A 23,994-nucleotide genomic window follows, 5' to 3' on the forward strand; every position below is an offset into this window, starting at 1 on the left:
CTAATATCTACAACTTCAAATGGATAGGCAAAATCGTATCAAATTCTTTGAAATTCATTCTATTCATTTGCTTTCTTTTAGCGATTTTTGATGTAAAATATGAGCAAGTTAATCCATTAGAAAAAAAGAAAGTAGTTCTGTTAATCGTGGATAATTCAACTTCTATGAAAACTGGTCAAGGCAATGAGGTTTTACAAAGTCTTAAGCACATCCTTTTCATCATAAAATTGAAACATCCTGAGGAAGAACTAAAAGTAATATCTCATACAACTCAACCCTTGGTTATTGATGATGTATCCTTTAAAGAGACTAATTCGAGTTTTCAGGCATTAGGATCCAAAATTGTACATTGGGGTTCCAAATTTGAAATAAGTGCTATTTATACTTTTTCAGATTTCCAAATAAGTCAGTTTGAAGAGGTATTTCAATTACCCTATATATTTAATCTGATTCCATGGGGTAAAATTACAAAATCGGAAAAATTCAGTATTTCAATTCCAAAACAACGTGTTATATCTGTATATAATGAAGAACTTTTATTTCCCATAAGCGTTTTTGGAGATTTGATTTCTAAGGATAAATCGTTAAACCTGGAGTTTTGGGTGGATAATCGTTTAAAGTTTAACAAGACTTTCACATTGAGTAAAGATTATTCTTTACAAGAATCCAGTTTTACCTTAAAAAATTCTCAAATAGGTAAGCACAAAATTGATGTAAAATTATATTCGGATCGTCTATTAGATCAGAAAACCATTGAATGGATGGTTGTGAAGGAACGAGCAAAAATCTTAGGACTTTCTGACTACCCACATCCTGATATGGGTGTAATTAATCGTGTGGCTAAAAATTTACACTTAAAAATAGATTGGGAATTTAATCGTTCTAAATCCGAAAATCTTAACATTTTGATTTTTGGAAACCCAATGGTTGAATTACCTCTTTTGAATAAAAAGCATCTATTAATTATTAATTCAGATTTAAAATTCCCTAAATCAGCTCGAAAGAACTTTAAATTGAAATTATGGGATTCTCAAATGGCAGAAGGAACACGAGCAAATTTGCGTAAAACCTTAGATTCAACGGTACAATCTTGGTTGTATCAAGTATTTTTACAAAATGATGAAAATCGAAATGTCTATTATTTGAAAAATACAAAAGTGAAACAAAATGAACCATTGCATTTAATTTGTGAGGTTTCGGATAGTTTAAAATTACCCAGTGTTGAATTCAATTTGACTAATATTAAGTATCCATTTAAAAAATATAGTTATCGCTTTTCTCCTCATTTTGGTATCAATGATTTTGTTATTCCTACAATAGAGCCTGGAAATTATAAGTATCATGTGAAAGATGATCAGGCTGAAAAGAAAGAAATCATAGGAGACTTAGTAGTAGAATTTGCTTCGCCAGAATCTGTTCAAGGCCGAAATAGTTCGATAATACAGTATTTGAAACAATTGAACAATATCAAAATTGTTGAACTAAAGGATCTGCAAAGTCTTGAATTAGAAGCACCGAAGGAACAAGTTTTATCTAAATCAATTCCCCAAGTAAATTCAATACATGAGAATAAATGGTTTTGGTTTTGGATAATTATGTTAATTTTTGTGGAATGGTTGGTAAGGAAAAAAACTGGTTTATTATGAAGTATCTGATAGTTTTTATAGTTGTTTTGATGATGATCGTTTCTTGCCGGAAGCCTGAGGTTTCATATAAATCAATGGCTCAATACCAAGCAAGATTGGATAAAAATAAGTCAAGTGTAGCTAAAGTAAACGTATTAATCAGCTATGATACATTATTTAAATGGTTGAAAACGGGGGAGGGACAAGTGTTATTTGATTCGAAAAATGAAAATTCAAACCTACCACTTCAAATTACGCAAGCAGGTAAAATCACCATACATCCAATTTCAAAAGATCAAATTGAAATCACACTTCCTGTTTCATGGATAGCAGAACCCAATTTATCTGGTTTTTCGGCAGGTAAAGTGACAGGTAAAATGCATTTGAAAATAAAAACAAAACTGGATATTTCAGATTTCAAGAAATTAAAATGCAATCAGCTAGATTTTGAATATGATTGGATGGAAAGACCATCTGTAAAAGTGATGGGATTTGGAGTTAATGTCACTGGTTTAATCGATCAATTAATAAAAAATCAGAAAAGTAGTATCCTTACTAGCTTATCCAATTATACCAATAGAATATTGCAATTCAATTATTGGGAATATAGATTAAAAAAAGAACTGAAGCCTATCGTTTTTCAAGATTTTGTATTTCACCATTATCAGACAAAAATTGATTTAGATAGGATTGCTTTTCAGTCCGAGGGGATTTCTGGTTTATTAAAAATTCAATCAAAAGTTGAATTATTGGATAAATATAATGTTCGCGCTTACGATGAAAACGCCAATTTTGAATTCGGACGTATTTCGAATGATTCGACTTCCAAGCTATCATTTAACGTTAATTTGAGTTATACTTATTTAGAGAACATTTTCACAGAGAGTTTGAGGTCAGAATTAAAACAAAACAATGTTAAATTAACATTTTTGAAGGCAGATAGTTCCCATATATCATTTGAATTAAAATCGTTTAAAGGTGTTCAATCAAGATTAACCTTGGATTTAATACCTGTCATTTATTCAGATGAACAAATAGGAATAAAAGTGAATGATTTAACTTTCAACCATTTACCCTTTTCGAGTTCCCTTTTTAAAAGGACTGCCCAGAAAAGAATCACAAATCAATTGAATGCTTATCGGTTTAATTTAAATGAACGAATTAAGGAGTTATTTGCCAATAATGAGTTGATACAATCGAAAAATGACCAATTGATTTTAGAAGATATTCAATGGAATGGACAAGCTGTGAATTTAAGGGGTTTTATTCAGGGTGAACATACTTTGAAAAAATAAATGTAGTTTTGTGGCGAGAAAATAAATCGTCTTATCGCTTTTTAAAGAGGAAAGTCCGAACAACATAGAGCATCGTGCTTCCTAACGGGAAGGAGGTTCGAAAGAATCGACAGAAAGTGCCACAGAAAATTACCGCCTTCGGGTAAGGGTGAAAAGGTGGGGTAAGAGCCCACCGCAAATTTGGCGACAAATTTGGCATAGGTAAACCTCACGAGTTGCAAGATCAAATAGGCTGACTGTCGTAAGACAAAAGGGTTGCTCGCCCGATGTCAGTGGGTAGATTGCTAGAAATTTGTAGTGATGCAAATTCAAGATAAATGATAAGAGGGTGTTTACACCTACAGAATTCGGCTTATAGATTTATTTTCTCATTTTTTTGTTTGCAATTTTACATCAATAATCGTATTTTTGCAGACATTTTTTAAACTCGAAGGACGAGATCCTTCATAAACCCATTTCAAATGGCTGTTAAAATCAGATTAGCGCGTCGTGGACGCAAGAAATTAGCAATTTTCGATGTAGTAGTATCAGACGCACGTGCTCCACGTGATGGTCGTTTTATTGAGAAAATTGGAACTTATAATCCAAATACCAATCCTGCTTCAATTGTTTTAAACGAAGTAAATGCATTGAAATGGGTTATGAATGGTGCTCAACCTACGGATACGGCAAAAGCAATTTTGTCTTATAAAGGTATTTTGTACAAAAAACACCTTCAAGTGGGTGTGATTAAAGGTGCTATCACGCAAGAACAAGCTGATGCTAAGTTTGAAGCTTGGAAAGCAGAGAAAGAAGTTAAGATTCAAACTAAGTCAACTGGCTTACAAAAATCGAAAGATGATTCTAGAGCTGCTGTATTAGCTGCTGAAGCAAAAGTTTCTGCTGCAAGAGCTGAAGCAATTGCTGCTAAAAACAAAGTAGAAGATGAGGCAATCGTTGCAAGTGTAGTTGATGCAATCAATGAAGCTGAAGAAGAAGCAACTGGCGTAGAGGTTGAAGAAACCACTGAGGAAGTTGTAGAAGCTCCTGCTGCTGAAGAAGCAACTCCAGAAGCTCCTGCTGCTGAAGAAGCAACTCCAGAAGCTCCTGCCGAAGAATCAGCTGCTGAATAATTTTTATTTTTATTGAAAATCATACAAATTTGTTAACCAGATTTGTATGATTTTTTTTTGTATATATGGCAAAGCAAGAATATTTTGAATTAGGTACACTTTCAAAACCTCACGGGATTAAAGGTGCTTTTCATGTTTACCTAGATGTAGATGATCCATACGAGTATGAAGGCCTAAGCTCAGTATTTGTACAAATAGGAAATGATTTAGTGCCCTATTTTATCGTTGATATCCAAGTTAAATCGAATTTAAATTTAATCTCTTTGGAAGGAATCGATACTATAGATGCCGCAAAAGATTTAGTTGGATCCAAGCTTTTTTTACCTCTTAGTTTTTTGCCAAAATTAAAAGACGACCAATACTATTATCATGAAGTAGTCGGTTATCAAGTAGTAGATCTAAATTTAGGTAATCTGGGAATCGTAAAGGAAATATATTCAACTGGAGCTCAAGATGTCATTGTGATGACTTATAAATTGAAAGAGGTTTTAATTCCTTTAACGGATGAGATAGTTCCTAAAGTTGATAAAAAGAATCAGATTGTTCAAACCAATTTGCCCGATGGTTTACTTGAAGTATATTTAGAAGATGAGAATTGATATAATTTCTGTTGTACCAGCATTGATGAATAGTTTTTTTGAACATTCCATCTGTAAAAGAGCTGCCAATGCAGGTTTAGTAGAAATCCATTTACATGATTTACATGATTTTTCTTCCAAAAAATTCAGACAAGTAGATGATTATCCTTTTGGAGGAGGAGCAGGTATGGTGATTGCCGTGGAACCTTTGCACAATTGTATTCAATCGCTGACCAAAGAACGTACCTATGATGAAATCATTTATTTTACTCCTGATGGTAAAGTATTGAACCAAGGCTTATCCAATCAATTAAGTTTAAGAAATAATTTGATATTTATTTGTGGTCATTACAAAGGGATCGATGAACGGATTAGAGAAAAATATGTTACGTTAGAAATTTCCATTGGCGATTATGTCCTATCAGGTGGAGAATTAGCTGCTGCTGTATGTGCAGATTCAATCATACGACTTATTCCTGGAGCGATAGGGGATGAAAGCTCCGCTTTAACAGATTCATTTCAAGATGGACTACTAGCGCCACCTGTTTATACTAGGCCAGCGAGTTACGATGGAATGGATGTACCTGAAATCTTACTATCAGGACATGAAAAAAAAATTGATGCATGGCGTTATGAGCAATCAGTTTTAAGAACCAAACAAAGAAGACCTGATTTATTAGACTAAAGATGAAAGCTAACCAAACAATCACCATTAGAATTCTTATTTCTTTAGGATTGTTGTATTTGGTTTGGAGTTCTACCTTTTTGAGTGTTCGAATTTTATTGGGTTATTTACCACCATTGTTTATCACATTTAGTCGTAACATAGTTGCGGGTTCCCTTTTATTTATTTGGTCTATTTTCGGAAAGCATTGGAGGAAAATGACTTCCAAAGACTTAAGGACTCATCTATTAGCCGGAGTTTTATTGATTTTTTTTGGAAATGGATTTATGTCACTTGCTGGCACCATCGTACCCAGTGGTTTTTCTTCTGTTTTCATGGCATTAGGACCTTTATTGTTGGTCATGTTTTTTTGGATGGCTGGCAAAAAGCCTTCTAAGAAAAAATTAATAGGTACTCTGATGGGTATGATCGGCATATTAATCTTAGCATCACAGAAATCGTTGGCTATACCTGGTCAAGAAATGGAATTTTGGAAGGGGATTGGATTTCTTAGTATCGCCGTTGTTGGTTGGAATCTAGGTGTTTTTTCTATACAACACAATGGTGCGAATACCTATCACTTTACCCAAGTTTGTTCCATTCAAATGATTACTGGAGCGATTTTCGCTTTCACTGCCAGTTATTTTCTTGAGGATCATTCTGCCATCATTTTCTCAAATTTACCCGTAAAAGTTTACGCGGTCTTTTTTTATTTAGCTTTAATTGGTAGTATGATGGGCTTTTCCATCTTTGGATATTTATCAAAGGTGTGTGATGCTACTCTGGTTGCGACTTATACATATGTCAATCCTGTATTAGCCTTAATTTTGGGTAATATTATTTTAGAGGAAAAATTGCATAATATTTTACTATTAGCCAGTTTTTTCATACTATTGGCAGTTGTTTTAATTACAACGGATAATACAAAACAATCTAAACTATGAAAAATCATTCAATTTTATTGACCATTTTATTTATGTCAATATGTTCTACTATTATGGCTCAAGAATTTTTACCTCTCTACGCAAAATCTATTCCTAATTACATCGAAACACCGAATGAACAAACTGGCCAGATTACTTCTGGTATTTTACGTATTTCAAAAGTCAGTAAACCTACCTATGCTTTTTATTCTTCCAATGTAGGAAGTAATCCAAATAAACCTGTAGTTGTTATCTGTCCAGGTGGAGGATATAGTATTTTGGCAGCCTCGCATGAAGGTTCGGATATTGCTAAAAAACTGAATGAATTGGGTATTCACGCTTTGGTTTTGTATTACCGCATTCCGAATTCAGCCAACCAAATAGATAAAAAAATAGCTCCTTTACAAGATGCACAGCAAGCTATTCGATTGGTAAGAAAGAATGCTATTCAATGGGGAGTAGATACTACCAAAGTAGGAATCATGGGTTTTTCAGCTGGGGGTCACTTAGCTTCTACGGCGGCAACCCATTTTAATAAAGATTACACAGGATTCAATGATGGCGTTAACCTAAGACCTGATTTTCAAATTTTATTGTACCCTGTTATTTCATTTAGAGATTTCACTCATTCAGGAAGTAAGAATAATTTGATAGGGCCTAACACTTCAGAGGAATTGCTTAATTTATTTTCAAATGAAGAACAAATTACAAACAAAACACCTCAAGCATTTATTGTTCATGCAGCAGATGACAAAGCCGTCCCATTAAAGAACTCACTTATTTATGCTGAAAATTTGGTTAAAAACAATGTAAAAGTAGATTTACATGTTTTTGCCAATGGTGGGCATGGTTTTGGTTTGAATAATAAAACAACCAAAGATGACTGGTTTGAAAGTTTATCGATTTGGTTTAAAAGTCAGGCTATACTTTAAGAGCATTATTTTTCATCCAATAGTAAATGGGTATTCCTATTAAAACAATGGCCAAACCAATGAGGGAAGACACTGGCTTTACGATCAATAAATTAAGTGCAATAAAACTTAGCAGGATTAGATAAATACTAAATAGAATTTTGTTATTCAATGTTAAGGTATTTTGCGATATTTTATTTTTAAATAAAGCCATTACGGTAAGGAAATAAAATAACAAAATCGCAAAGACAGTGAAATCCAATAATGCGCTGTAGGATCCTGTAAAGCAAAGCAGGATAGCCCAAATTCCTTGAATCAATAATGAATTGGCTGGTACACCTGCCTTATTAACGATGGCCGCTTTGGAAAAAAACAATTTGTCTAAGGCCATTGCTTCAAATAATCGTCCGCCGGCTAGTATAATTCCATTGTTACAACCAAACGTTGAAATCATGATTAATACGGCCATTACTATTCCTCCAATTCCGCCTATCATACTTTCCAAAGCTGCAGAACCCAAGCGATCTTGACTTGCGAACATAATGCCTTTATCATAAGCATTTAAACCATTCATATTTCCTTGGAGTGGGAGAATACCTAAGTAAGAAATATTGGTTAAAACATACAATAAGCAAACCAAAGCAGAACCCCATACTAAACCTCTTGCGATGGTTTTCTGCGGATCTTGAAAGTCTGTTGATGCGAAGGTCACATTGTTCCAAGCAGATGATGAAAAAAGAGGTCCGATCAAAGCAGCACCGAAGATGCTTATGAAAGTTAATGTATCGATGGATTCAAAACTGTTTGTGACTGAGTTAAAAGTAGTAGGAGCTTTGAAAAAATTCCCAAAATGAATCCATCCATTTGTTAAACCTGCATAAATACCAATAATAATTAATAATAGGATAGCAACTATTTTCGTGATAGTAAAAATATTTTGTACCAACGAAGCGAATTGAATTCCTTTTAGATTGATTAAGGTTAATCCCAAAATTAATCCTGCCGCTAAAATTTGTTGGGTATTAATCCAATTTCCAATCAATGGTGCTTCATTAATCATTTGAGGAAACAAAAGTCCTGTATATTTTGCGAACGCTACTGCTACTGCCGCTATGGTTCCGGTTTGTATGACAAGAAAAGTGGACCAACCAAATAAGAAACCAATCATGGGAGAATAGGCTTCTTTTAAATAGATGTATTGTCCACCTGTCTTAGGGAATATGGTTGATAATTTTCCATAGGCATAGGCACCTGTTATGGTTAAAAAACTAGTAAGTAGCCAAGTTGCTAACCACCAAAATCCACTATTGATTGAACGTCCAACTTCACTACTTACTAAAAATATTCCTGAGCCAATCATGGATCCCATAACCAACATGGTGGCATCCAAGGTGTTTAATTTTTTATTCATAAAGATTCATTTCTTGAAATTAGACAATTTTTCAATTTGTTGATTTTTAGTATAAACATTTAAAGATTACCTTATTTTTTAAGCATTTAATACTCTCTTTCAAAAAAATAAAAATTGTAAACGTTTCCGTAAACGTTTGCAGAAATAAATCTAAGAATTTCTTTGAATTTTAATATTATATGTTTCTATATTAGAAAGGTTATTTAATCATTATTTTGAAATGATATGTGACTAAAAACGAATAATACAATTTAGGTTAATACGTATGAAAAAGACATTTAATGAAATTTTGGCTTGGGAGAAATTTAGGGGAGGAGACGAAAAAGCATTTTCTGAGATTTATCAAAATTTTGTACAACCCCTTTATTCATATTCTTTGGGAGTTACGAGTGATAAAGAGTTGATCAAAGATTGCTTGCATGATTTATTTGTCGAATTATGGAAAAATCATTCCAATTTAGGACCCACTACGAGCGTTAAGTTTTATTTAATGGCATCGATCAAACGAAAATTGATTCGTCAGATGGAAGGTCAATTAAGATCGTTGAATCATTATTCCAATTATAGTATCGAAAACGTTGAAAATTTTCAAAGTCAAGAATATACGATGATTCGCTTTGAGGATGAATCTACTACTCAATTTTTATTAAAAAATAGCCTAAGTAAATTAAGTAAAAGACAAAAAGAGGCGATTTTGTTGAAATATTATCAAAATATGGATACTGAACAAATAAGCGAATCCATGAAAATCAACAATCAATCGGTCTACAATTTAATATTTGGAGCTTTAAGAATTTTGAAATCTAATTTATCAAAAGAGGCCCTTGTTGTTTAATGGTATTTTATTGTGAAAAATTTGAGTATAAAAGGAATCTGTACTGCTTTATAGGTTAATATAAAGTTTAGCACAAGATTAATGTTTGGAAATAAAGCTTTTAGCAATGGTAAATCATCTAAAAAGGATGTTTCCAAATGGATAGAAAAATTTTCTTTTAAGTACTGGTGTAAAAAGGAAATTGAAAATAACCAGTTATCCCATTTTGAAAGCGAGGAATTATGGGAAAAAATAAAAAATTCTTTGCAATCATTTAACTAATTATTAACACCCTATGAAAAAACAATTACTTTCAAAGGTTCTATCAAGTATATTTTTTATACTTATAGGCTTTCAGATTTTTGCTCAGGACCGTATGGTTACGGGACGAGTGACAGCCTCAGACGATGGGTCAGGAATTCCAGGTGCGACAGTTTCTGTTAAAGGAACTTCGAAAGGTACGTCCTCTGATGCAAACGGAAATTATAAAATTTCTGTTAGTTCAAATGCAGTTTTAGTTTTCTCATCTGTTGGTTACAACAACCAAGAAGTTACAGTTGGGTCAAAAACTCAAATTAACATTTCTTTGGCAGCCGATACCAAAGATTTAACTGAGGTTATCGTAGTAGGTTATGGTACTCAGAAAAAGAGTCAAACTACCGGTGCAATTTCATCAGTAACATCCAAAATGATTACTGAAATGCCAATTACCAACTTAGGTCAAGCGATGCAAGGTCGTGTAGCTGGGGTGGATGTGGCTCAATCAGGAAGTAAGCCGGGTACTGTTCCTAAGGTTTTGATTCGTGGACGTCGTTCATTTAATGCTGGAAATGATCCTTTATATGTAGTGGATGGTATTCCTTTATCAGGTGGTTATGAAGATATGAATCCGAATGATGTGGCATCTATGGAAATCCTAAAAGATGCAACCGCTACAGCTATCTATGGTGCTCGTGGTGCGAATGGTGTGGTTTTAATCACAACAAAGCGTGGTGCAAAAGATGGTAAAACAGTTATTTCTTACGATACATATGTAGGTTCTACTCAAACTTTAGATAAAATCAACTTATTTACAGGAGCAGAATATGCTGAAATGAAACGTGAATCTCGTCGTTCATTACCTAATGGTGGTACATATAGAGATGCCAATGGAAATCCCGTTCCAACTGGCGTGATTGATGCATATGCCGATTCTAAATTATTTACTGCTGTTGAATTAGAAGGTATTAAATTGAATAGAACAACCGACTATCAAGATATGATGGTTAAAAAAGGTATTCAACAAAATCATGCTTTGGGTATTCAAGGAGGAAATGACAAAACTCAATTCTCTATAAATGCTGGTTATTTCCAAGATAAAGGAATTATTGAAGGATTAGATTTTACTCGTTATTCCTTGCGTGCAAGCATTGATCATCAAGTAAATAAGAGATTGAAAATTGGAGCATCTACCTATTTTATGAATGCAATAACCAATGGTGCTAATTTAAATCCTTATGGTTATTTATTATCTCAAAACCCATTGGCAAGATCACATGATGATAGTGGTAATTTAATTTTCCAACAAACAGATGATGCATTATTAACCAACCCATTGAATGAAATTGTTCCTGGTGCAAAAATTGATGAAACAAAAAAATATCGTATTTTCAACAGTATTTATGCAGAATATCAAATCGCAGATGGATTGAAATATCGTGTTAATTTTGGACCAGATTTCACTATTTCTCGTAATGGACGTTTCAATGGTGCTTTAACCAATGATATCAAAGGGGGAAATCCAACAGCATCAACAGATAATCGTTTTGGTTTCAACTTTACGTTGGAAAATATTTTGACTTATAATAAGCAATTTAAAGACCATAATTTAGGTGTAACATTGTTACAATCTATGCAGCGTGATAACTTTGAACAATATACACAAAGTGTTTTAGGTGTTCCGGTGGAAACTCAAGCTTTTTATAACGTAGGTAATGCATCTTCTATTCAAGGAGTGGGTTCGAATTTAATTCAATGGACGATTGCTTCTTACATGGCACGTGTGAATTATGATTACAAAGGTAAGTACCTAATTACAGCAACGATGCGTCGTGATGGTTCATCTCGTTTCGGTGAAAACTCTAAATGGGGTAATTTTCCAGGGGTTGCTTTAGGATGGAATTTACACCAAGAGAATTTCATGAAAGATTTAACTTGGTTAGATGAGTTAAAATTACGTGCTTCCTTTGCTCAAGTTGGTAACCAAGGACTTTCACCTTATCAAACACAAGGTTTAGAAAGTAGAACTTCTTATGCTTGGAACACCAATGCAGCTTACGGATATCGTCCAAATACTTTGGGAAATGCAGATTTGAAATGGGAAACTTCTACATCTCAAAACTTAGGTGCTGACTTTTCTATCTTTAGAGGTAGAATTGCTGGATCGATCGAGTATTACCAAACAAATACAACTGATCTATTATTATCTGATCAATTACCAACTTCTACAGGTTTTGCAGCAGTTACACGTAACGTAGGTGAAACTCAAAATAAAGGGGTGGAAATTTCCTTGTCAACTGTAAACGTTGATTCTGAGAGTGGATTTAAATGGTCAACTGATTTCACTTTCTATAAAAATACAGAAGCAATTTTGTCTCTTTACAATGGAGCTAAAGATGACGTAGGAAACAAATGGTTTATTGGTCAACCATTATCAGCCTATTTTGATTATAAATATGCTGGTATATGGCAAGCATCTGAAGCTGCACAAGCAAAAGCACTTGGTTTTTCAGTAGGACAAATTAAAGTGGCTGATACCAATGTAGATGGTAAAATTTCAGCTGATGATCGTGTTTTGTTAGGTTCAGATGTTCCATCTTGGACAGGTGGTATCACCAATCGTTTCTCATACAAAGGATTTGATTTGTCTTTCTTTATCTTTACTCGTCAAGGACAACAAATTGTTTCTAGATTCCACCAAAATTCGAATTACTTACAAGGACGTTATAACCAAATCAAAGTAGATTATTATACACCTAATAATCCAAATGCATATTATCCTCGTCCAAACTTTAACCAAGAGTTCCCAGCCTATAATACTGCCATTATGTATTTTGATGGATCGTTTATCAAAGTTCGTAACATCAACATTGGTTATACGTTCCCAGGAAAGACAGCTGCAAAGTTAGGTTTGTCTTCTTTACGTGTTTATGCTAGTATCCAACAACCATTTATTTTCTCCGACTATCGTTCTAAGCAAAATGGTGTGGATCCTGAAACATCTAATGGTAATGTGGATAATAACGTAACGCCAGCAACAAGTGTTAGCACTTTTGGTTTAAATATTAAATTTTAATCCCTAGAATAATGAAAAGTTTATATATCAAAAATTCATTCAAAACATTAGGTCTTGCCTCAGCTTTATTGTTGGGTACTGCTTCTTGTAGCGACCTGCTAAAAGAAACGGTAATATCTAATATTAGTAATGATTATATCGCCACGACTCCAGGATTTGTGGCTGCGACTAACGCCGCTTATACTCCATTGCGTTCATTTTATGCTACGGAAAGAGGATTGACAATGTCTGAATATGGTACTGATATTTACAGTGCAGGAGCAGACGGTTCCTATAAAGGATTCCATTTTTACGATTCTCAATTGACATCTTCTGTGGATATTTTACAACAATTGTGGGATGAAACGTATAAAGGTATCAATACAATCAATGCTGTAATTGATCGTGCACCAAAAGTAACTGGAATTTCTGATGCTGTTAAAACTCAAAGAGTAGGAGAGATGAAGTATTTACGTGCTCATTACTACTTTATTTTGGTGCAACAGTTCGGTCCTTTAGATTTACGTTTGAAGGAAACGACTGGTCCAACTAAAACAGCAACCCGTGCTGCTGAGAAGGATGTATATGCTCAAATCGTAAAAGATTTATTAGAAGCTATTCCTGCCTTAGAAAATAAAAAGGCATCTTCTGATTATGGCCGTGCGACAAAAGCTGCTGCTGAAAATTTATTAGCAAAAGTATATTTGACTCGTGCATCCTCTAAATTTTCTGAGGCATCTGATTATTCAAATGCAGCAACACTTTGTAATAATGTAATTTCCAATTACGGATTTAAATTATTACCTGATTTTGCATCGGTATTTGATCAAGGAAACCAAATCAATGATGAGGTTATTTTTGCAGTTCAATACACAAATGATCCATTAACCAATGGATTTGTAGATAATCAAGGTAATAAATTACACTTGTATTTTGGGATGCAATATGATACACAACCTGGTATGCAACGTGATGTTAATAATGGCCGTCCTTTCAAACGTCTTAGACCAACACTTTATCTATTGAATACTGTTTTTGCAGATCGTGTGAATGATACTCGTTATAAAAAATCATTTAAAGATACATGGTTATCGAATAAGCCGGGTACGTACAATACTAGCTTTGATGGTTCTAAAAATACAGTTACTTATAAGGCAGGAGATACAACTATTTTTATCCCTGGTTATGAAATGCCATTGGCAGAAAGAGCTGCAAAGAAGTATCAGGTATTGGTACCTAGTTTATACAACCTTGCTTTATTTCCTACCTTGCAAAAATTCTTCGATCCACTTCGTCCGGATATGACTTATGAAAACGGATCTAGAGATTATTTTGTTCATCGTTTAGCAGATACTTATTTGATGTTAGCGGAAGCTCAATTCAAATTAGGTAAGCAAGCAGAAGCGGTAGCAGCTATCAATATGGTACGTGTACGTGCTGCTGCTAAAGGAAAGGAAGAAAACATGAAAGTGACGGAAGTAGACATGAATCTAATCATGGAAGAACGTGCTCGTGAGTTAGCAGGCGAACAAACCCGCTGGATGGACCTTAAGCGTTGGGGAAATTTATTGGAAAGAGTTAAACAATATAACACTGAAGCAGGTGCAAACATCGCTGAAAGACATTTAGTTCGTCCATTACCGCAAAAACAAGTAGATTTATCTGAGAATGGTGGTTTCCCACAAAACTCAGGATATTAATATTAAATTGATTTCTGTAATTTGTAAAATTCCGAGGGAGCTTTTCTTCGGAATTTTACTTTAAACCCATTTATATGAAAAAGATTCTTAGTATTATGTTGTTAACAAGTTCAGTGGCCTTTTCACAATATCAAAAGGTGGACTTGAAAAAAGTGGATGGAGAAAAGAAAATAGAAGTAATGGTAGGGGGTAAATATTTCACCTCTTATTATGCACCTGGAGAAGCTACATTAAAAAAGGCTTCATTATTTCCTATCAATTCTGCCCGAGGAACTACCATAACCAGAGGTTATCCCATTGCTCCTCGTGCTGGAGAAAGAGTAGATCACCCTCATCATGTGGGCATGTGGTTAAATTATGAAGATGTCAACGGTTTTGATTATTGGAATAATTCAAATAATATCGTTTCTTCCTTGCAAAATCATAAAATGGGTACCATCGTACATGAAAAGGTTCTAAGCATGAAAAGTGGTTCTAAATCAGGTGAATTGGTTGTATCAGCTAGTTGGATTGATAATGATGGCAAAGGTAGTAAGGTATTAGATGAAAAAACTAACTATGTTTTCTCAGGAATTTCGGACTTGAGAACAATTGATCGTATCACTACTCTAACAGCTATTGCAGATAATGTCTTATTTAAGGATGTAAAAGATGGAATGTTTGCTATTCGTGTAGCACGACAATTAGAAATACCATCCAATAAGCCAGATGTTTTTACGGATGCTCATGGAATTGAAACCAAAGTTCCAGTCATGGACAATACGGGTGTCACTGGAAATTATTTGAGTAGTGAAGGAATAAGCGGTGAAGCGGTTTGGAGCACAAGAGCTAAATGGATGAATTTGACAGGTGTAATGGATAATCATCCGATCAATATCGCCATTTTAGATCATCCATCTAATGTTAGCTATCCAAGTTATTGGCATGCAAGAGGGTATGGTTTATTTGCTGTGAATCCTCTAGGCGCTAAGGTATTTAGTAATGGAAAAGATGAGCGAAATTTAACTTTGAAAAAAGGGGAATCGGTTACATTTAGATATAGAACCATCATCGCGGATCGTAATTTAACAAAAGAAGAGTTAGATTCTTATCAATCTGAATTTTCTAAGAATGTCAAATAATTCGTAATTAAGGAAATATCTTGTATTTTTGTATACTTAAAGGGGGCTCGATTGAGCCCCTAATTATTTGCTTATATGAAATTACATTTTTTAGGTGCCGCCCGTCAAGTTACTGGAAGTATGTTTTTATTGGAACTTGATGAGTACAAAGTATTAATCGATTGTGGTACGGATATGGAGAGGGATATTGATTATTCTGAACCTATCGAAAATAAGTCATTTTTCCCATTTGATGCTTCCTTAATCAATCTTGTTGTTTTAACACATGCTCATATTGATCATTCAGGAAATATTCCAATGTTATATAGAGAAGGGTTTGAAGGGCAAGTCTTATGTACATCTCCAACAGCGGAGTTAGCAGAATTATTATTAATTGATTCTGCCCACTTGCATCTAAGAAGATTAAAAGCGGCACAAGGCGAAAGCAAGAAAAAACACAAACAAATGGATCGCTTATTGAAAAAGGGGAATCTTTATTTGGAAAAAGATGTTGAGAATGCAGTTAGTAATTTTGTCACCTTAGCATTTAATAGAAAATTCACCATAATTCCTGGGTTAGAACTTACATTTTACCCGGCAGGTCACTTGTTGGGTGCAGCTCATGTGTATTTTTCTGTTACGGAAAACGGTGAAACCAAAACGATTTGTTTCAGTGGTGATGTTGGTCGAAAGAATTATCCTTTGCACATCGATCCACAGCCAGTTCCCAATTGTGATTATTTGATTTGCGAAACTACCTATGGTAATCGTATTCACGAAGATAAAGAAGAACCAATCGATGCTTTGGCACGAATCATTCATGAAACTTGTATAGAAAAACCTGGTCGATTAATCATTCCTGCCTTTTCAGTTGGACGAACGCAAGCGGTTTTGTACACCTTGAATAAATTAATCGAAGAACGAAACTTTCCTGCTATTCGAGTATTTACAGATAGCCCTATGGGTAAAAGTTCAACAAAAATTTATTCTAAATTTTTGTCTTATTTAAATCCAGAGGCACGAGAATTTCAAAAAGAATACGATGATTTATTTGATTTTGAGAATCTAAAGTTTTTGCAATCGGATAAAGAAAGTAGAGCCATCAAAAATTATCATGAACCTTGTATTATCATATCTTCATCTGGTATGATTTCGGGTGGAAGGGTAGAGCAACATATAGCCGATAATATTAGTAATTCTTATTGCACCATTTTGTTAATTGGATATGCTGCTGAAGGTACTTTAGGTAGAGAATTATTAGCCGGTAATAATCTTATTCGCGTTCGAGATCGCGAATATCGTGTCAATGCAACCATTCGAAAAATAGATGTTTTTTCTGGCCATGCAGATAAAAATGGATTATTGGACTTTGTTAAACAGCAAAATCCTAAATCATTAAAAAAGATTTTTTTATCCCATGGAGAAGAAGAAAGTATGTTGGAATTTAGTGAATCTCTATACGATCTTGGTTACAACGAGGTAATTTTACCTACAAAAAATGAATCTTTTGTACTTTAATTTTATTTTTGCAAAGTAAATATCGAACTATATGAAAACATTATTAGAATTTGAAAAGCCAATAGCGGAATTAGAGGACAAGTTGATTGAAATGCGAAAATTGGCCATTGAAAATAATGTGGATGTAACTGAAGCTGTTAAATCATTGACAGAAAAAATTATTGAATTGAAACAGGAAACCTTTTCTAATTTAACTCGCTGGCAGCGTGTTCAATTATCTAGACACCCAGATCGTCCTTATACCTTTGATTACATCGAAAAAATATGTACCGAATTTATTGAAATTCATGGTGACAGATCTGTAGCTGATGACAAAGCAATGGTAGGTGGTTTTGGTAACATAGATGATGAATTTTCAGTTATGTTTATTGGACAACAAAAAGGTAGAAATACCAAACAAAGACAATATCGTAATTTTGGTATGCCAAATCCCGAAGGTTATCGCAAAGCGCTACGATTAATGAAAATGGCAGAAAAATTCAATAAACCTGTCATTTGCTTCATTGATACTCCAGGTGCATTTCCTGGCTTAGAAGCAGAAGAGAGAGGGCAGGGGGAAGCTATTGCTCGAAACATTCGGGATATGTTTATGTTGAAAGTTCCTGTTATTTGTATCATTATTGGAGAAGGTGCATCTGGTGGAGCCTTAGGAATTGCAGTAGGCGATAAGGTTTTGATGATGGAGAATACTTGGTATTCTGTCATTTCTCCTGAATCATGTTCTTCTATTTTATGGAGAAGTTGGAATTACAAAGAACAAGCTGCAGAAGCTTTAAAATTGACGGCCAATGATATGTTGAAAAATGGTTTGATTGATGGAATTGTTCCTGAACCATTGGGTGGCGCACATTTAGATGCGGATCAAGCGGCAGCTATCATTAAAGAAGTTGTTAAAAAAGAATTGGCGGACCTTGTTAAAATGGATCCTCAAACGAGAATTTTAAATAGAATTGAGAAGTTTGGTAACATGGGAGTAGTAGTCGAATAAATGAAAGCATCTAAATCTTTATTGTTTGATTTAGGTAATGTCTTATTACCCATCGATTTAGATAAAACATATCAAGCTTTTGCTGAATTATCTGTCAAGTACCACAAGGAAGAAATTAAGCAATTCATTACCCAAAAGTCGCTTTGGCAATCCTACGAATCAGGATTGCAAACCTCTTCCGAATTTAGAAAGTTTTTAATATCTGAGTTAGCATTGTCATGCGATGATCATCAATTTGACGCTGCATTTAATGCGTTGCTGTTAGATTTCCATGAAGGAGTTTATGATTGGTTGAAAAAATTAAAGTCCAAATTCTCCATTTACTTATTAAGTAATACAAGCGAAATTCATGCTGAAATCTTTACTCAAATACCATTAGGCCCCAATAAGGAATCCTTGTTTGGTTTATTCGATAAAGTATTTTTTTCGTATGAAATAGGTTTGGTTAAACCAGATGAAAAGATTTACCACTATGTATTAAATGAGATAAATATTCTTCCATCTGAATTATTATTTTTTGATGATAATGAGTCTAATATATTAGCTGCAATCCAAATAGGAATAGATGCAGTTCATATAAAAGAGCCATTAAATTCAATCAATGAAATAAATCAAAAACTGGCTAGCTTATGCTAATGTTTAATCCTGTATTTAATTTTATTTTCAAAATTACTGGTTGGAAATTACAAGGTAATATCCCTCTTGATCTACAAAAAAGCATTGTAATTGTATGTCCACATGCAAGTTGGGTAGATTTTCCCGTTGGATTAGGGGCAAGATCGTTGCTTCGGAAAAAAATATACTTTTGGGGAAAACAAGAATTATTTAACGGGGCATTTGGATGGTTATTTAAAAAATTAGGGGGCTATCCAGTTGATCGTTCCAAAAATACCAATTTGGTTTCCGCTATTGTGGATATTTACCATACTAAGTCCAGTTTTCATGCTGTTTTAGCACCAGAAGGAACTAGAAAAGATGTTCAAGAATTGAAAACAGGTTTTTATTACATAGCCGTTCAGGCTAAAGTTCCCATCATTATGGTAGGATTCGACTATGTCAATAAACTTATTGTGGTCAATGATGCTTTTTATCCCTGTGGAGATTTTGAAATAGATAAAAAAGTAATCGCAAGCTATTTTCAATCAATACCCGGCGTACAAAAATCTTGGATAAAAAATTATTTACAGTAATTACGAGCAAATTCACACATCAGTTCTGCCGCTTTCTGAGAGGCAGTATTGTCGCCAATGATTTGGTGTAAGTTAGAATAATGAATTAACTGATTGGTTCTAGTCGTTGAATCGGGGATTAAGGCGTCTAATTGATTTTTAATAGCAACAGAATTAAAGTCTGATTGAATTAATTCAGGGACAGCTGCTTTATCTAAAATAATATTAACCAATGAAATGTATTTTATTTTAATCAATAATTTAGCCAAGGTATAAAATAACCAATCCGTTTTATAAACTACCACTTGCGGAATTGAAAGTAAGGCTGTTTCTAGTGTCGCTGTGCCAGAGGTAACCACTGCACAACGCGAAAAATTCAGCACGTCATAGGTTTGATGATAGATAACCTTGAATCCATGATACAATGATTCATATTCATTAAGCCCCGCAACTACAAATTTCAAGTTTGGATTCTGATCTTGCAATGCTTTAAAAATGGGCATTGCAACATTTACTTCCTGTTTTCTACTTCCAGGAAGTAAAGCAATATAATTGGGATCTAAATCATTATCCAAAACAAAACCCCCATTGGGAACAAATTGTCGAATGGAATCATTTAATGGATTACCTACATAATGAGTTGATATTCCTGCATCTTGAAATAATTTCTCCTCAAATGGAAATATGACATATAATTCGTCGATCCATTTTTTGATCGTTTTTATTCGGCTTTTATTCCATGCCCAAACTTTTGGAGCAATATAGAATTGAGTGTGGAATCCATTTTCTTTAGCAATTTTAGCCGCTTTTAAATTAAAGCCACCATAATCAATAAAAATGATTGTATCCGGCTGAAACTCTTGAATATTTTGTGTGAATAAATGAAATAATCCTTTTAACCGCTTGATATTACGTAGCACACCAATAATACCCATAATGGATAATTCAGAATGATGAATAAGAATTTCAGCTCCTTCATCTTTCATTCCATCGCCTCCCCAAGCCTTTATGATAGCATTAGAATCAATTTTCTTAATCTGTTTGATTAAATTGCTTCCATGCAAATCGCCTGATTTTTCTCCAGCAAGAATGAAATATTTCATATTGATTATTCTCCGAAGTATTCGACTGAATTTTTATTGGTTTCAATTAAATGAATCTTGTGTAATATAGCCGTTTTTGAACTTTCTTGAATTCTAGGTGCTAAAATGTTCCAAAACTCCATGACAAGTATTTCACAACTAGCTAACTTACCTAGCATAAAGTCAACATCCAAATTCAAATTTTTGTGATCAACTTTTTCTATTATTTCTTTCTTGATTAAATCACCCAATTCTTTTAAATCATAAACAAATCCAGTGTCAGGATCGGGTACACCTTTTACAGTTACAATTAATTCGAAATTATGTCCATGCCAATTTTTATTTGCACAAGGGCCAAAAACCTGTTCGTTTTTTTCTTCAGACCAATTGGGATTATACAGTCGATGCGCTGCATTAAAATGTTCCTTTCGGATTACGTAAACCATTGTTTTCAGTTTAAAAGTGAAGGAATCTCTGGGAAAACATTAGCAGAGTTTCTATAATTTCACAAAGTTAGGTAAACCTATTGGTATTCTCATTAAATTTGTAACCTTAATCGAAAGAATCATGATAATTGTAACAGGCGCTGCTGGATTTATTGGAAGTTGTTTAATCCAAAAATTAAATGAACTGAATTTTAATTACATAATTGCTGTGGATGATTTCTCAAATGAAGCAAAGAATAAGAATTTGGTTGGTAAAAAGATGAAGGAGCAAGTTGCACGTGATTCGTTTTTTGATTGGTTAGATATTAATTATAGAGAGGTTGAATTTTTCTTTCACATAGGAGCAAGGACAGACACGACCGAATTTGATAAATCGATTTTTGATGATTTAAATGTTAATTATTCCAAAAAGGTTTGGGAAAAGTGTATTCAATATCAGATTCCATTGGTTTATGCATCGTCTGCTGCTACTTATGGTTTAGGTGAGTTGGGGTATGATGACAATGAAGCTACAATCCCCCAATTAAAACCTTTAAATCCATATGGCGACTCGAAAAATGATTTTGACATCTGGGCATTGGAACAAAAAGATAAGCCCTTCTTTTGGGCAGGATTAAAGTTCTTTAATGTATATGGTCCCAATGAATACCATAAAGGTAGAATGGCATCCGTAATTATTCATGCCTTTCGTCAAATTAAGGAAAAAGGCAGCATTAATTTATTCCGTTCTCACAATCCCAATTATTTAGATGGAGAACAATTGAGAGATTTTATTTATGTGAAAGACCTTATTGATGTTTGCATATTTTTGATGGAACACCGCAAGAATTCAGGAATCTATAATTTAGGTACAGGAAAAGCTCGATCATTCAATGATTTAGCCAAATCAACTTTTCATGCTTTGAATAAACCTGTTCAAATTGGATATATTGATACACCTTTAGACATTAGAGATAAATACCAGTATTATACACAAGCCAACATGGCTAAATTAAGATCAATAGGTTATACGAAAGAATTTTATACGTTGGAAGAAGGAGTGAAAGATTATGTACAAAATTATCTTGCTAAGGATTTGTATTGGTAAGTTTCTGTATACCTTCTTCTAGAAATCCCTTTCCATAGGCCAATAATTGAATATTGGCTGCAATTATACCCAAAAATGCTACAATGATATTTTTGGTTTGATATAATCCGTCTAAAAATAAGAGAATCCAATAAATCAATAATAATGAACTTAGGTACAGGCCTAAATTAACATCTATTATATTGATAAAAATGGTGTTCCAAAAGAAAAGAAAATAGGCAAGAGGAAAAAAGTGGACTATTTTTAGTTCAGAGGGGTAAAAACGGCTAATATTGATTCTAGCGCGGCCAAAAAAATGCAATTGTTTATAAAATTGACCGAAAGAAGTTCTTCTTTTATGATAAATAAAAGCTTCTGGCAATAATCCGGATTTAAATCCATTTGCGATACAACGAATACTAAATTCGATATCTTCACCCATTCGGGTTATCACAAAACCCTTGGTTTTTTCCCAAACAGATCTAGATAAACCCATATTAAAACTTCTTGGATGAAATTGTCCTCCTAAATTTTTGCTTTTGCCCCTAATTCCTCCAGTAGTAAAAAAACTAGTCATACTGAAACTAATAGCCTTTTGGATATAGGTGAAGGAAGGATGGTCTTTGTCAGGACCTCCAAACAGGTCCAAATGATCACGTTGTATACCAACATTAACAGAATGAAGATAATTAGATTCAATTAATGCATCTGAATCCAATACAATGAAAAAATCACCTTTTGCCAGTTTAAATGCATCATTTCTAGCAAAACCTTGTCCAGCATTTTCTTTTACGTAATATTGAATGGTTAAAAATGGAGTATATTTTTCAACGATTAATTTTGAATCAATAGTTGATCCATCTTCCACGATAACAACTTCAAAATTTGTATAATTTTGCTTGGCTAAGCATTCCAACAATTCATCTAATTCGTTAGGGCGATTATATACAGGAATAACGACGCTAAAGAAAAGATTCTTCATGAGGTCTAATTATGAATTGATTTCAATGCTACTCGACTAGCTTCTAATATTTGATCCAAGTGAATATCTTCTAAGGCAGTGGATAAGAACCAAGATTCATATTGGGAGGGAGGTAAATAAATTCCTTGCTTCAACATGGAATGGAAATATTTTCCAAATTTTGATGTATCTGAACTTTTGGCATCATCAAAATTTTGAACCTTCTTATCTGTAAAGAACAAAGTAAACATCGAACCAATTTGATTAATGGTAAAGTTTAAATTGAATTCTTTCAATTGCTTTTCCATTTCAATTTTAAGATAAGCTCCTTTTTTTTCTAATTCAGAATAAATTTGGGGATTTTCTGTGATCAGGTTTAACATGGCCAAACCAGCGGATGTTGCTAAAGGATTACCTGACAAGGTTCCAGCCTGATAAACTGGTCCGTTGGGAGCAATCATATTCATTATCTCTTCTCTCCCTCCATAAGCCCCCACAGGTAGTCCACCTCCAATAATTTTACCTAAGGTGGTAAGATCCGGTTGAACATTTGTTAGCCCTTGATATCCAGCAGGTGAAAGACGAAAACCTGTCATTACCTCATCAAAAATTAAAAGACTGTTGAATTTGCGACATAAATTCTGAATAGTTTCTAAATAGCCATCATTGGGTAAGACCAATCCCATATTACCTACAACAGGTTCAATGATCACCGCTGCAATTTGATTAGGGTTAGCTTCAAATAATCGTATTAAAGATTCTACATTATTGTAAATCGCGGTTAAGGTATCATTGGCAGTTGCTTTTGTTACACCTGGACTATCAGGAGTACCTAAAGTAGCCACACCAGAACCTGCAGCAATTAAAAACGAATCACCATGCCCATGATAACAACCTTCAAACTTAATGATTTTATCTTTTTTGGTATAAGCCCTAGCTAAACGAATAGCAGCCATGGTAGCCTCAGTTCCTGAATTAACGAGTCGAACCTTTTCAATAGAGGGTACCATTGAAATGATTTTTTCAGCAATTAATATTTCATTAAATGTAGGTGCTCCAAAAGAAAAACCATTTGGAATAGCTTCCTTTAAAGCATTTTCAATGATTGGATGTGCGTGCCCGAACAACATTGGACCCCAAGAACCTATCAAATCTAGATAGGTATTTCCATCTACATCATGTAAGTATGGACCTTTGGCAGATTTGATAAATACGGGAGAACCTCCAACGGATTTAAAAGCTCTAACAGGGGAATTTACTCCACCAGGAATGACCTTTTTAGCTCTTTCAAAATAGGAATTACTTAAATGACTCATGG

The 23,994-nt window shown here is 33.9% G+C and carries 21 protein-coding genes and 1 other RNA gene; 17 read left to right on the forward strand and 5 right to left on the reverse strand.

Annotation, left to right across the window (positions count from 1 at the left end):
* The first annotated feature begins 47 nt into the window (after window positions 1-47).
* The 8 genes from V7S76_RS05585 (at window position 48) to V7S76_RS05620 (ending at window position 7,129) form a co-directional block, all read left to right on the forward strand.
* Window positions 48-1,646, forward strand: coding sequence for a hypothetical protein (locus tag V7S76_RS05585; RefSeq protein ID WP_459509075.1), 1,599 nt, complete (start codon window positions 48-50; stop codon window positions 1,644-1,646).
* Window positions 1,643-2,920: a DUF4403 family protein gene (locus V7S76_RS05590; RefSeq protein ID WP_459509076.1), complete on the forward strand. Its 1,278-nt coding sequence runs from the start codon at window positions 1,643-1,645 to the stop codon at window positions 2,918-2,920. Before V7S76_RS05585 ends, V7S76_RS05590 begins: the two co-directional genes overlap by 4 nt.
* A gap of 18 nt (window positions 2,921-2,938) precedes the next feature.
* Window positions 2,939-3,291: RNase P RNA component class A (gene rnpB / locus V7S76_RS05595), an RNA gene on the forward strand.
* 90 nt (window positions 3,292-3,381) lie between these two features.
* Entirely contained in the window at window positions 3,382-4,032 is a 651-nt protein-coding gene (locus tag V7S76_RS05600; RefSeq protein ID WP_459509078.1) for a 30S ribosomal protein S16, read from the forward strand.
* A 65-nt stretch (window positions 4,033-4,097) separates the two neighbouring features.
* On the forward strand, window positions 4,098-4,631 hold the full coding sequence (gene rimM, locus V7S76_RS05605) for a ribosome maturation factor RimM (RefSeq protein WP_459509079.1): 534 nt from the start codon (window positions 4,098-4,100) through the stop codon (window positions 4,629-4,631).
* Complete coding sequence (gene trmD, locus V7S76_RS05610) at window positions 4,621-5,295, forward strand: tRNA (guanosine(37)-N1)-methyltransferase TrmD (RefSeq protein ID WP_459509080.1); 675 nt, start codon at window positions 4,621-4,623, stop codon at window positions 5,293-5,295. The genes rimM and trmD overlap by 11 nt, the downstream gene beginning before the upstream one ends.
* Before the next feature lie 2 nt (window positions 5,296-5,297).
* Window positions 5,298-6,218 (forward strand): DMT family transporter, encoded by a 921-nt coding sequence (locus tag V7S76_RS05615; RefSeq protein WP_459509081.1) that lies wholly within the window; start codon window positions 5,298-5,300, stop codon window positions 6,216-6,218.
* On the forward strand, window positions 6,215-7,129 hold the full coding sequence (locus V7S76_RS05620) for an alpha/beta hydrolase (protein WP_459509082.1): 915 nt from the start codon (window positions 6,215-6,217) through the stop codon (window positions 7,127-7,129). The genes V7S76_RS05615 and V7S76_RS05620 overlap by 4 nt, the downstream gene beginning before the upstream one ends.
* Here the strand turns inward: V7S76_RS05620 and V7S76_RS05625 are convergent.
* On the reverse strand, window positions 7,119-8,519 hold the full coding sequence (locus tag V7S76_RS05625) for an APC family permease (protein ID WP_459509083.1): 1,401 nt from the start codon (window positions 8,517-8,519) through the stop codon (window positions 7,119-7,121). The genes V7S76_RS05620 and V7S76_RS05625 overlap by 11 nt on opposite strands.
* A 265-nt stretch (window positions 8,520-8,784) precedes the next feature.
* Between V7S76_RS05625 and V7S76_RS05630 the strand changes: the two genes are divergently transcribed.
* The 8 genes from V7S76_RS05630 to V7S76_RS05665 all read left to right on the forward strand — a co-directional run bounded on the left by V7S76_RS05630 (window position 8,785) and on the right by V7S76_RS05665 (window position 19,142).
* Window positions 8,785-9,354: an RNA polymerase sigma factor gene (locus V7S76_RS05630; protein WP_459509084.1), complete on the forward strand. Its 570-nt coding sequence runs from the start codon at window positions 8,785-8,787 to the stop codon at window positions 9,352-9,354.
* 274 nt (window positions 9,355-9,628) lie between these two features.
* Window positions 9,629-12,667, forward strand: a complete 3,039-nt coding sequence (locus V7S76_RS05635) for a SusC/RagA family TonB-linked outer membrane protein (RefSeq protein ID WP_459509085.1) — start codon at window positions 9,629-9,631, stop codon at window positions 12,665-12,667.
* 11 nt (window positions 12,668-12,678) lie between these two features.
* Complete coding sequence (locus tag V7S76_RS05640; RefSeq protein ID WP_459509086.1) at window positions 12,679-14,346, forward strand: RagB/SusD family nutrient uptake outer membrane protein; 1,668 nt, start codon at window positions 12,679-12,681, stop codon at window positions 14,344-14,346.
* A 74-nt stretch (window positions 14,347-14,420) separates the two neighbouring features.
* Entirely contained in the window at window positions 14,421-15,467 is a 1,047-nt protein-coding gene (locus tag V7S76_RS05645; RefSeq protein ID WP_459509087.1) for a DUF6807 domain-containing protein, read from the forward strand.
* Between the two features lie 75 nt (window positions 15,468-15,542).
* Window positions 15,543-16,964, forward strand: coding sequence for an MBL fold metallo-hydrolase RNA specificity domain-containing protein (locus V7S76_RS05650; protein ID WP_459509088.1), 1,422 nt, complete (start codon window positions 15,543-15,545; stop codon window positions 16,962-16,964).
* Between the two features lie 31 nt (window positions 16,965-16,995).
* Window positions 16,996-17,952, forward strand: a complete 957-nt coding sequence (locus tag V7S76_RS05655; RefSeq protein WP_459509089.1) for an acetyl-CoA carboxylase carboxyltransferase subunit alpha — start codon at window positions 16,996-16,998, stop codon at window positions 17,950-17,952.
* Complete coding sequence (locus V7S76_RS05660) at window positions 17,953-18,588, forward strand: HAD family hydrolase (RefSeq protein WP_459509090.1); 636 nt, start codon at window positions 17,953-17,955, stop codon at window positions 18,586-18,588.
* A complete protein-coding gene (locus V7S76_RS05665) occupies window positions 18,582-19,142 on the forward strand; it encodes a 1-acyl-sn-glycerol-3-phosphate acyltransferase (RefSeq protein ID WP_459509091.1) in 561 nt (186 codons plus the stop codon). Before V7S76_RS05660 ends, V7S76_RS05665 begins: the two co-directional genes overlap by 7 nt.
* Here the strand turns inward: V7S76_RS05665 and lpxB are convergent.
* Both lpxB and V7S76_RS05675 read right to left on the reverse strand, forming a co-directional pair.
* Window positions 19,130-20,224 carry a lipid-A-disaccharide synthase gene (gene lpxB / locus V7S76_RS05670; protein ID WP_459509092.1) on the reverse strand — a complete coding sequence of 365 codons (1,095 nt, stop codon included), beginning with the start codon at window positions 20,222-20,224 and terminating at the stop codon, window positions 19,130-19,132. The genes V7S76_RS05665 and lpxB overlap by 13 nt on opposite strands.
* A gap of 5 nt (window positions 20,225-20,229) precedes the next feature.
* Window positions 20,230-20,649, reverse strand: coding sequence for a 6-pyruvoyl trahydropterin synthase family protein (locus tag V7S76_RS05675; protein ID WP_459509093.1), 420 nt, complete (start codon window positions 20,647-20,649; stop codon window positions 20,230-20,232).
* A 121-nt stretch (window positions 20,650-20,770) separates the two neighbouring features.
* On the opposite strand from V7S76_RS05675, the gene rfaD reads away from it, so the two are divergent.
* Window positions 20,771-21,736, forward strand: a complete 966-nt coding sequence (rfaD, locus tag V7S76_RS05680; RefSeq protein ID WP_459509094.1) for an ADP-glyceromanno-heptose 6-epimerase — start codon at window positions 20,771-20,773, stop codon at window positions 21,734-21,736.
* Here rfaD and V7S76_RS05685 read toward each other — a convergent pair.
* On the reverse strand, window positions 21,717-22,697 hold the full coding sequence (locus V7S76_RS05685) for a glycosyltransferase family 2 protein (protein ID WP_459509095.1): 981 nt from the start codon (window positions 22,695-22,697) through the stop codon (window positions 21,717-21,719). The genes rfaD and V7S76_RS05685 overlap by 20 nt on opposite strands.
* A 5-nt stretch (window positions 22,698-22,702) precedes the next feature.
* Entirely contained in the window at window positions 22,703-23,992 is a 1,290-nt protein-coding gene (gene hemL / locus V7S76_RS05690; protein WP_459509096.1) for a glutamate-1-semialdehyde 2,1-aminomutase, read from the reverse strand.
* Window positions 23,993-23,994: the final 2 nt, after the last annotated feature.

The sequence above is a fragment of the Aquirufa sp. ROCK2-A2 genome (assembly GCF_054558485.1).

Coding starts and splice junctions, on each gene's coding strand:
- V7S76_RS05590 (WP_459509076.1), top strand. CDS start 1,643: ATGAAGTATCTGATAGTTTTTATAGTTGTTTTGATGATGATCGTTTCT.
- V7S76_RS05600 (WP_459509078.1), top strand. CDS start 3,382: ATGGCTGTTAAAATCAGATTAGCGCGTCGTGGACGCAAGAAATTAGCA.
- rimM (WP_459509079.1), top strand. CDS start 4,098: ATGGCAAAGCAAGAATATTTTGAATTAGGTACACTTTCAAAACCTCAC.
- trmD (WP_459509080.1), top strand. CDS start 4,621: ATGAGAATTGATATAATTTCTGTTGTACCAGCATTGATGAATAGTTTT.
- V7S76_RS05615 (WP_459509081.1), top strand. CDS start 5,298: ATGAAAGCTAACCAAACAATCACCATTAGAATTCTTATTTCTTTAGGA.
- V7S76_RS05620 (WP_459509082.1), top strand. CDS start 6,215: ATGAAAAATCATTCAATTTTATTGACCATTTTATTTATGTCAATATGT.
- V7S76_RS05625 (WP_459509083.1), bottom strand. CDS start 8,519: ATGAATAAAAAATTAAACACCTTGGATGCCACCATGTTGGTTATGGGA.
- V7S76_RS05630 (WP_459509084.1), top strand. CDS start 8,785: ATGAAAAAGACATTTAATGAAATTTTGGCTTGGGAGAAATTTAGGGGA.
- V7S76_RS05635 (WP_459509085.1), top strand. CDS start 9,629: ATGAAAAAACAATTACTTTCAAAGGTTCTATCAAGTATATTTTTTATA.
- V7S76_RS05640 (WP_459509086.1), top strand. CDS start 12,679: ATGAAAAGTTTATATATCAAAAATTCATTCAAAACATTAGGTCTTGCC.
- V7S76_RS05645 (WP_459509087.1), top strand. CDS start 14,421: ATGAAAAAGATTCTTAGTATTATGTTGTTAACAAGTTCAGTGGCCTTT.
- V7S76_RS05650 (WP_459509088.1), top strand. CDS start 15,543: ATGAAATTACATTTTTTAGGTGCCGCCCGTCAAGTTACTGGAAGTATG.
- V7S76_RS05655 (WP_459509089.1), top strand. CDS start 16,996: ATGAAAACATTATTAGAATTTGAAAAGCCAATAGCGGAATTAGAGGAC.
- V7S76_RS05660 (WP_459509090.1), top strand. CDS start 17,953: ATGAAAGCATCTAAATCTTTATTGTTTGATTTAGGTAATGTCTTATTA.
- V7S76_RS05665 (WP_459509091.1), top strand. CDS start 18,582: ATGCTAATGTTTAATCCTGTATTTAATTTTATTTTCAAAATTACTGGT.
- lpxB (WP_459509092.1), bottom strand. CDS start 20,224: ATGAAATATTTCATTCTTGCTGGAGAAAAATCAGGCGATTTGCATGGA.
- V7S76_RS05675 (WP_459509093.1), bottom strand. CDS start 20,649: ATGGTTTACGTAATCCGAAAGGAACATTTTAATGCAGCGCATCGACTG.
- rfaD (WP_459509094.1), top strand. CDS start 20,771: ATGATAATTGTAACAGGCGCTGCTGGATTTATTGGAAGTTGTTTAATC.
- V7S76_RS05685 (WP_459509095.1), bottom strand. CDS start 22,697: ATGAAGAATCTTTTCTTTAGCGTCGTTATTCCTGTATATAATCGCCCT.
- hemL (WP_459509096.1), bottom strand. CDS start 23,992: ATGAGTCATTTAAGTAATTCCTATTTTGAAAGAGCTAAAAAGGTCATT.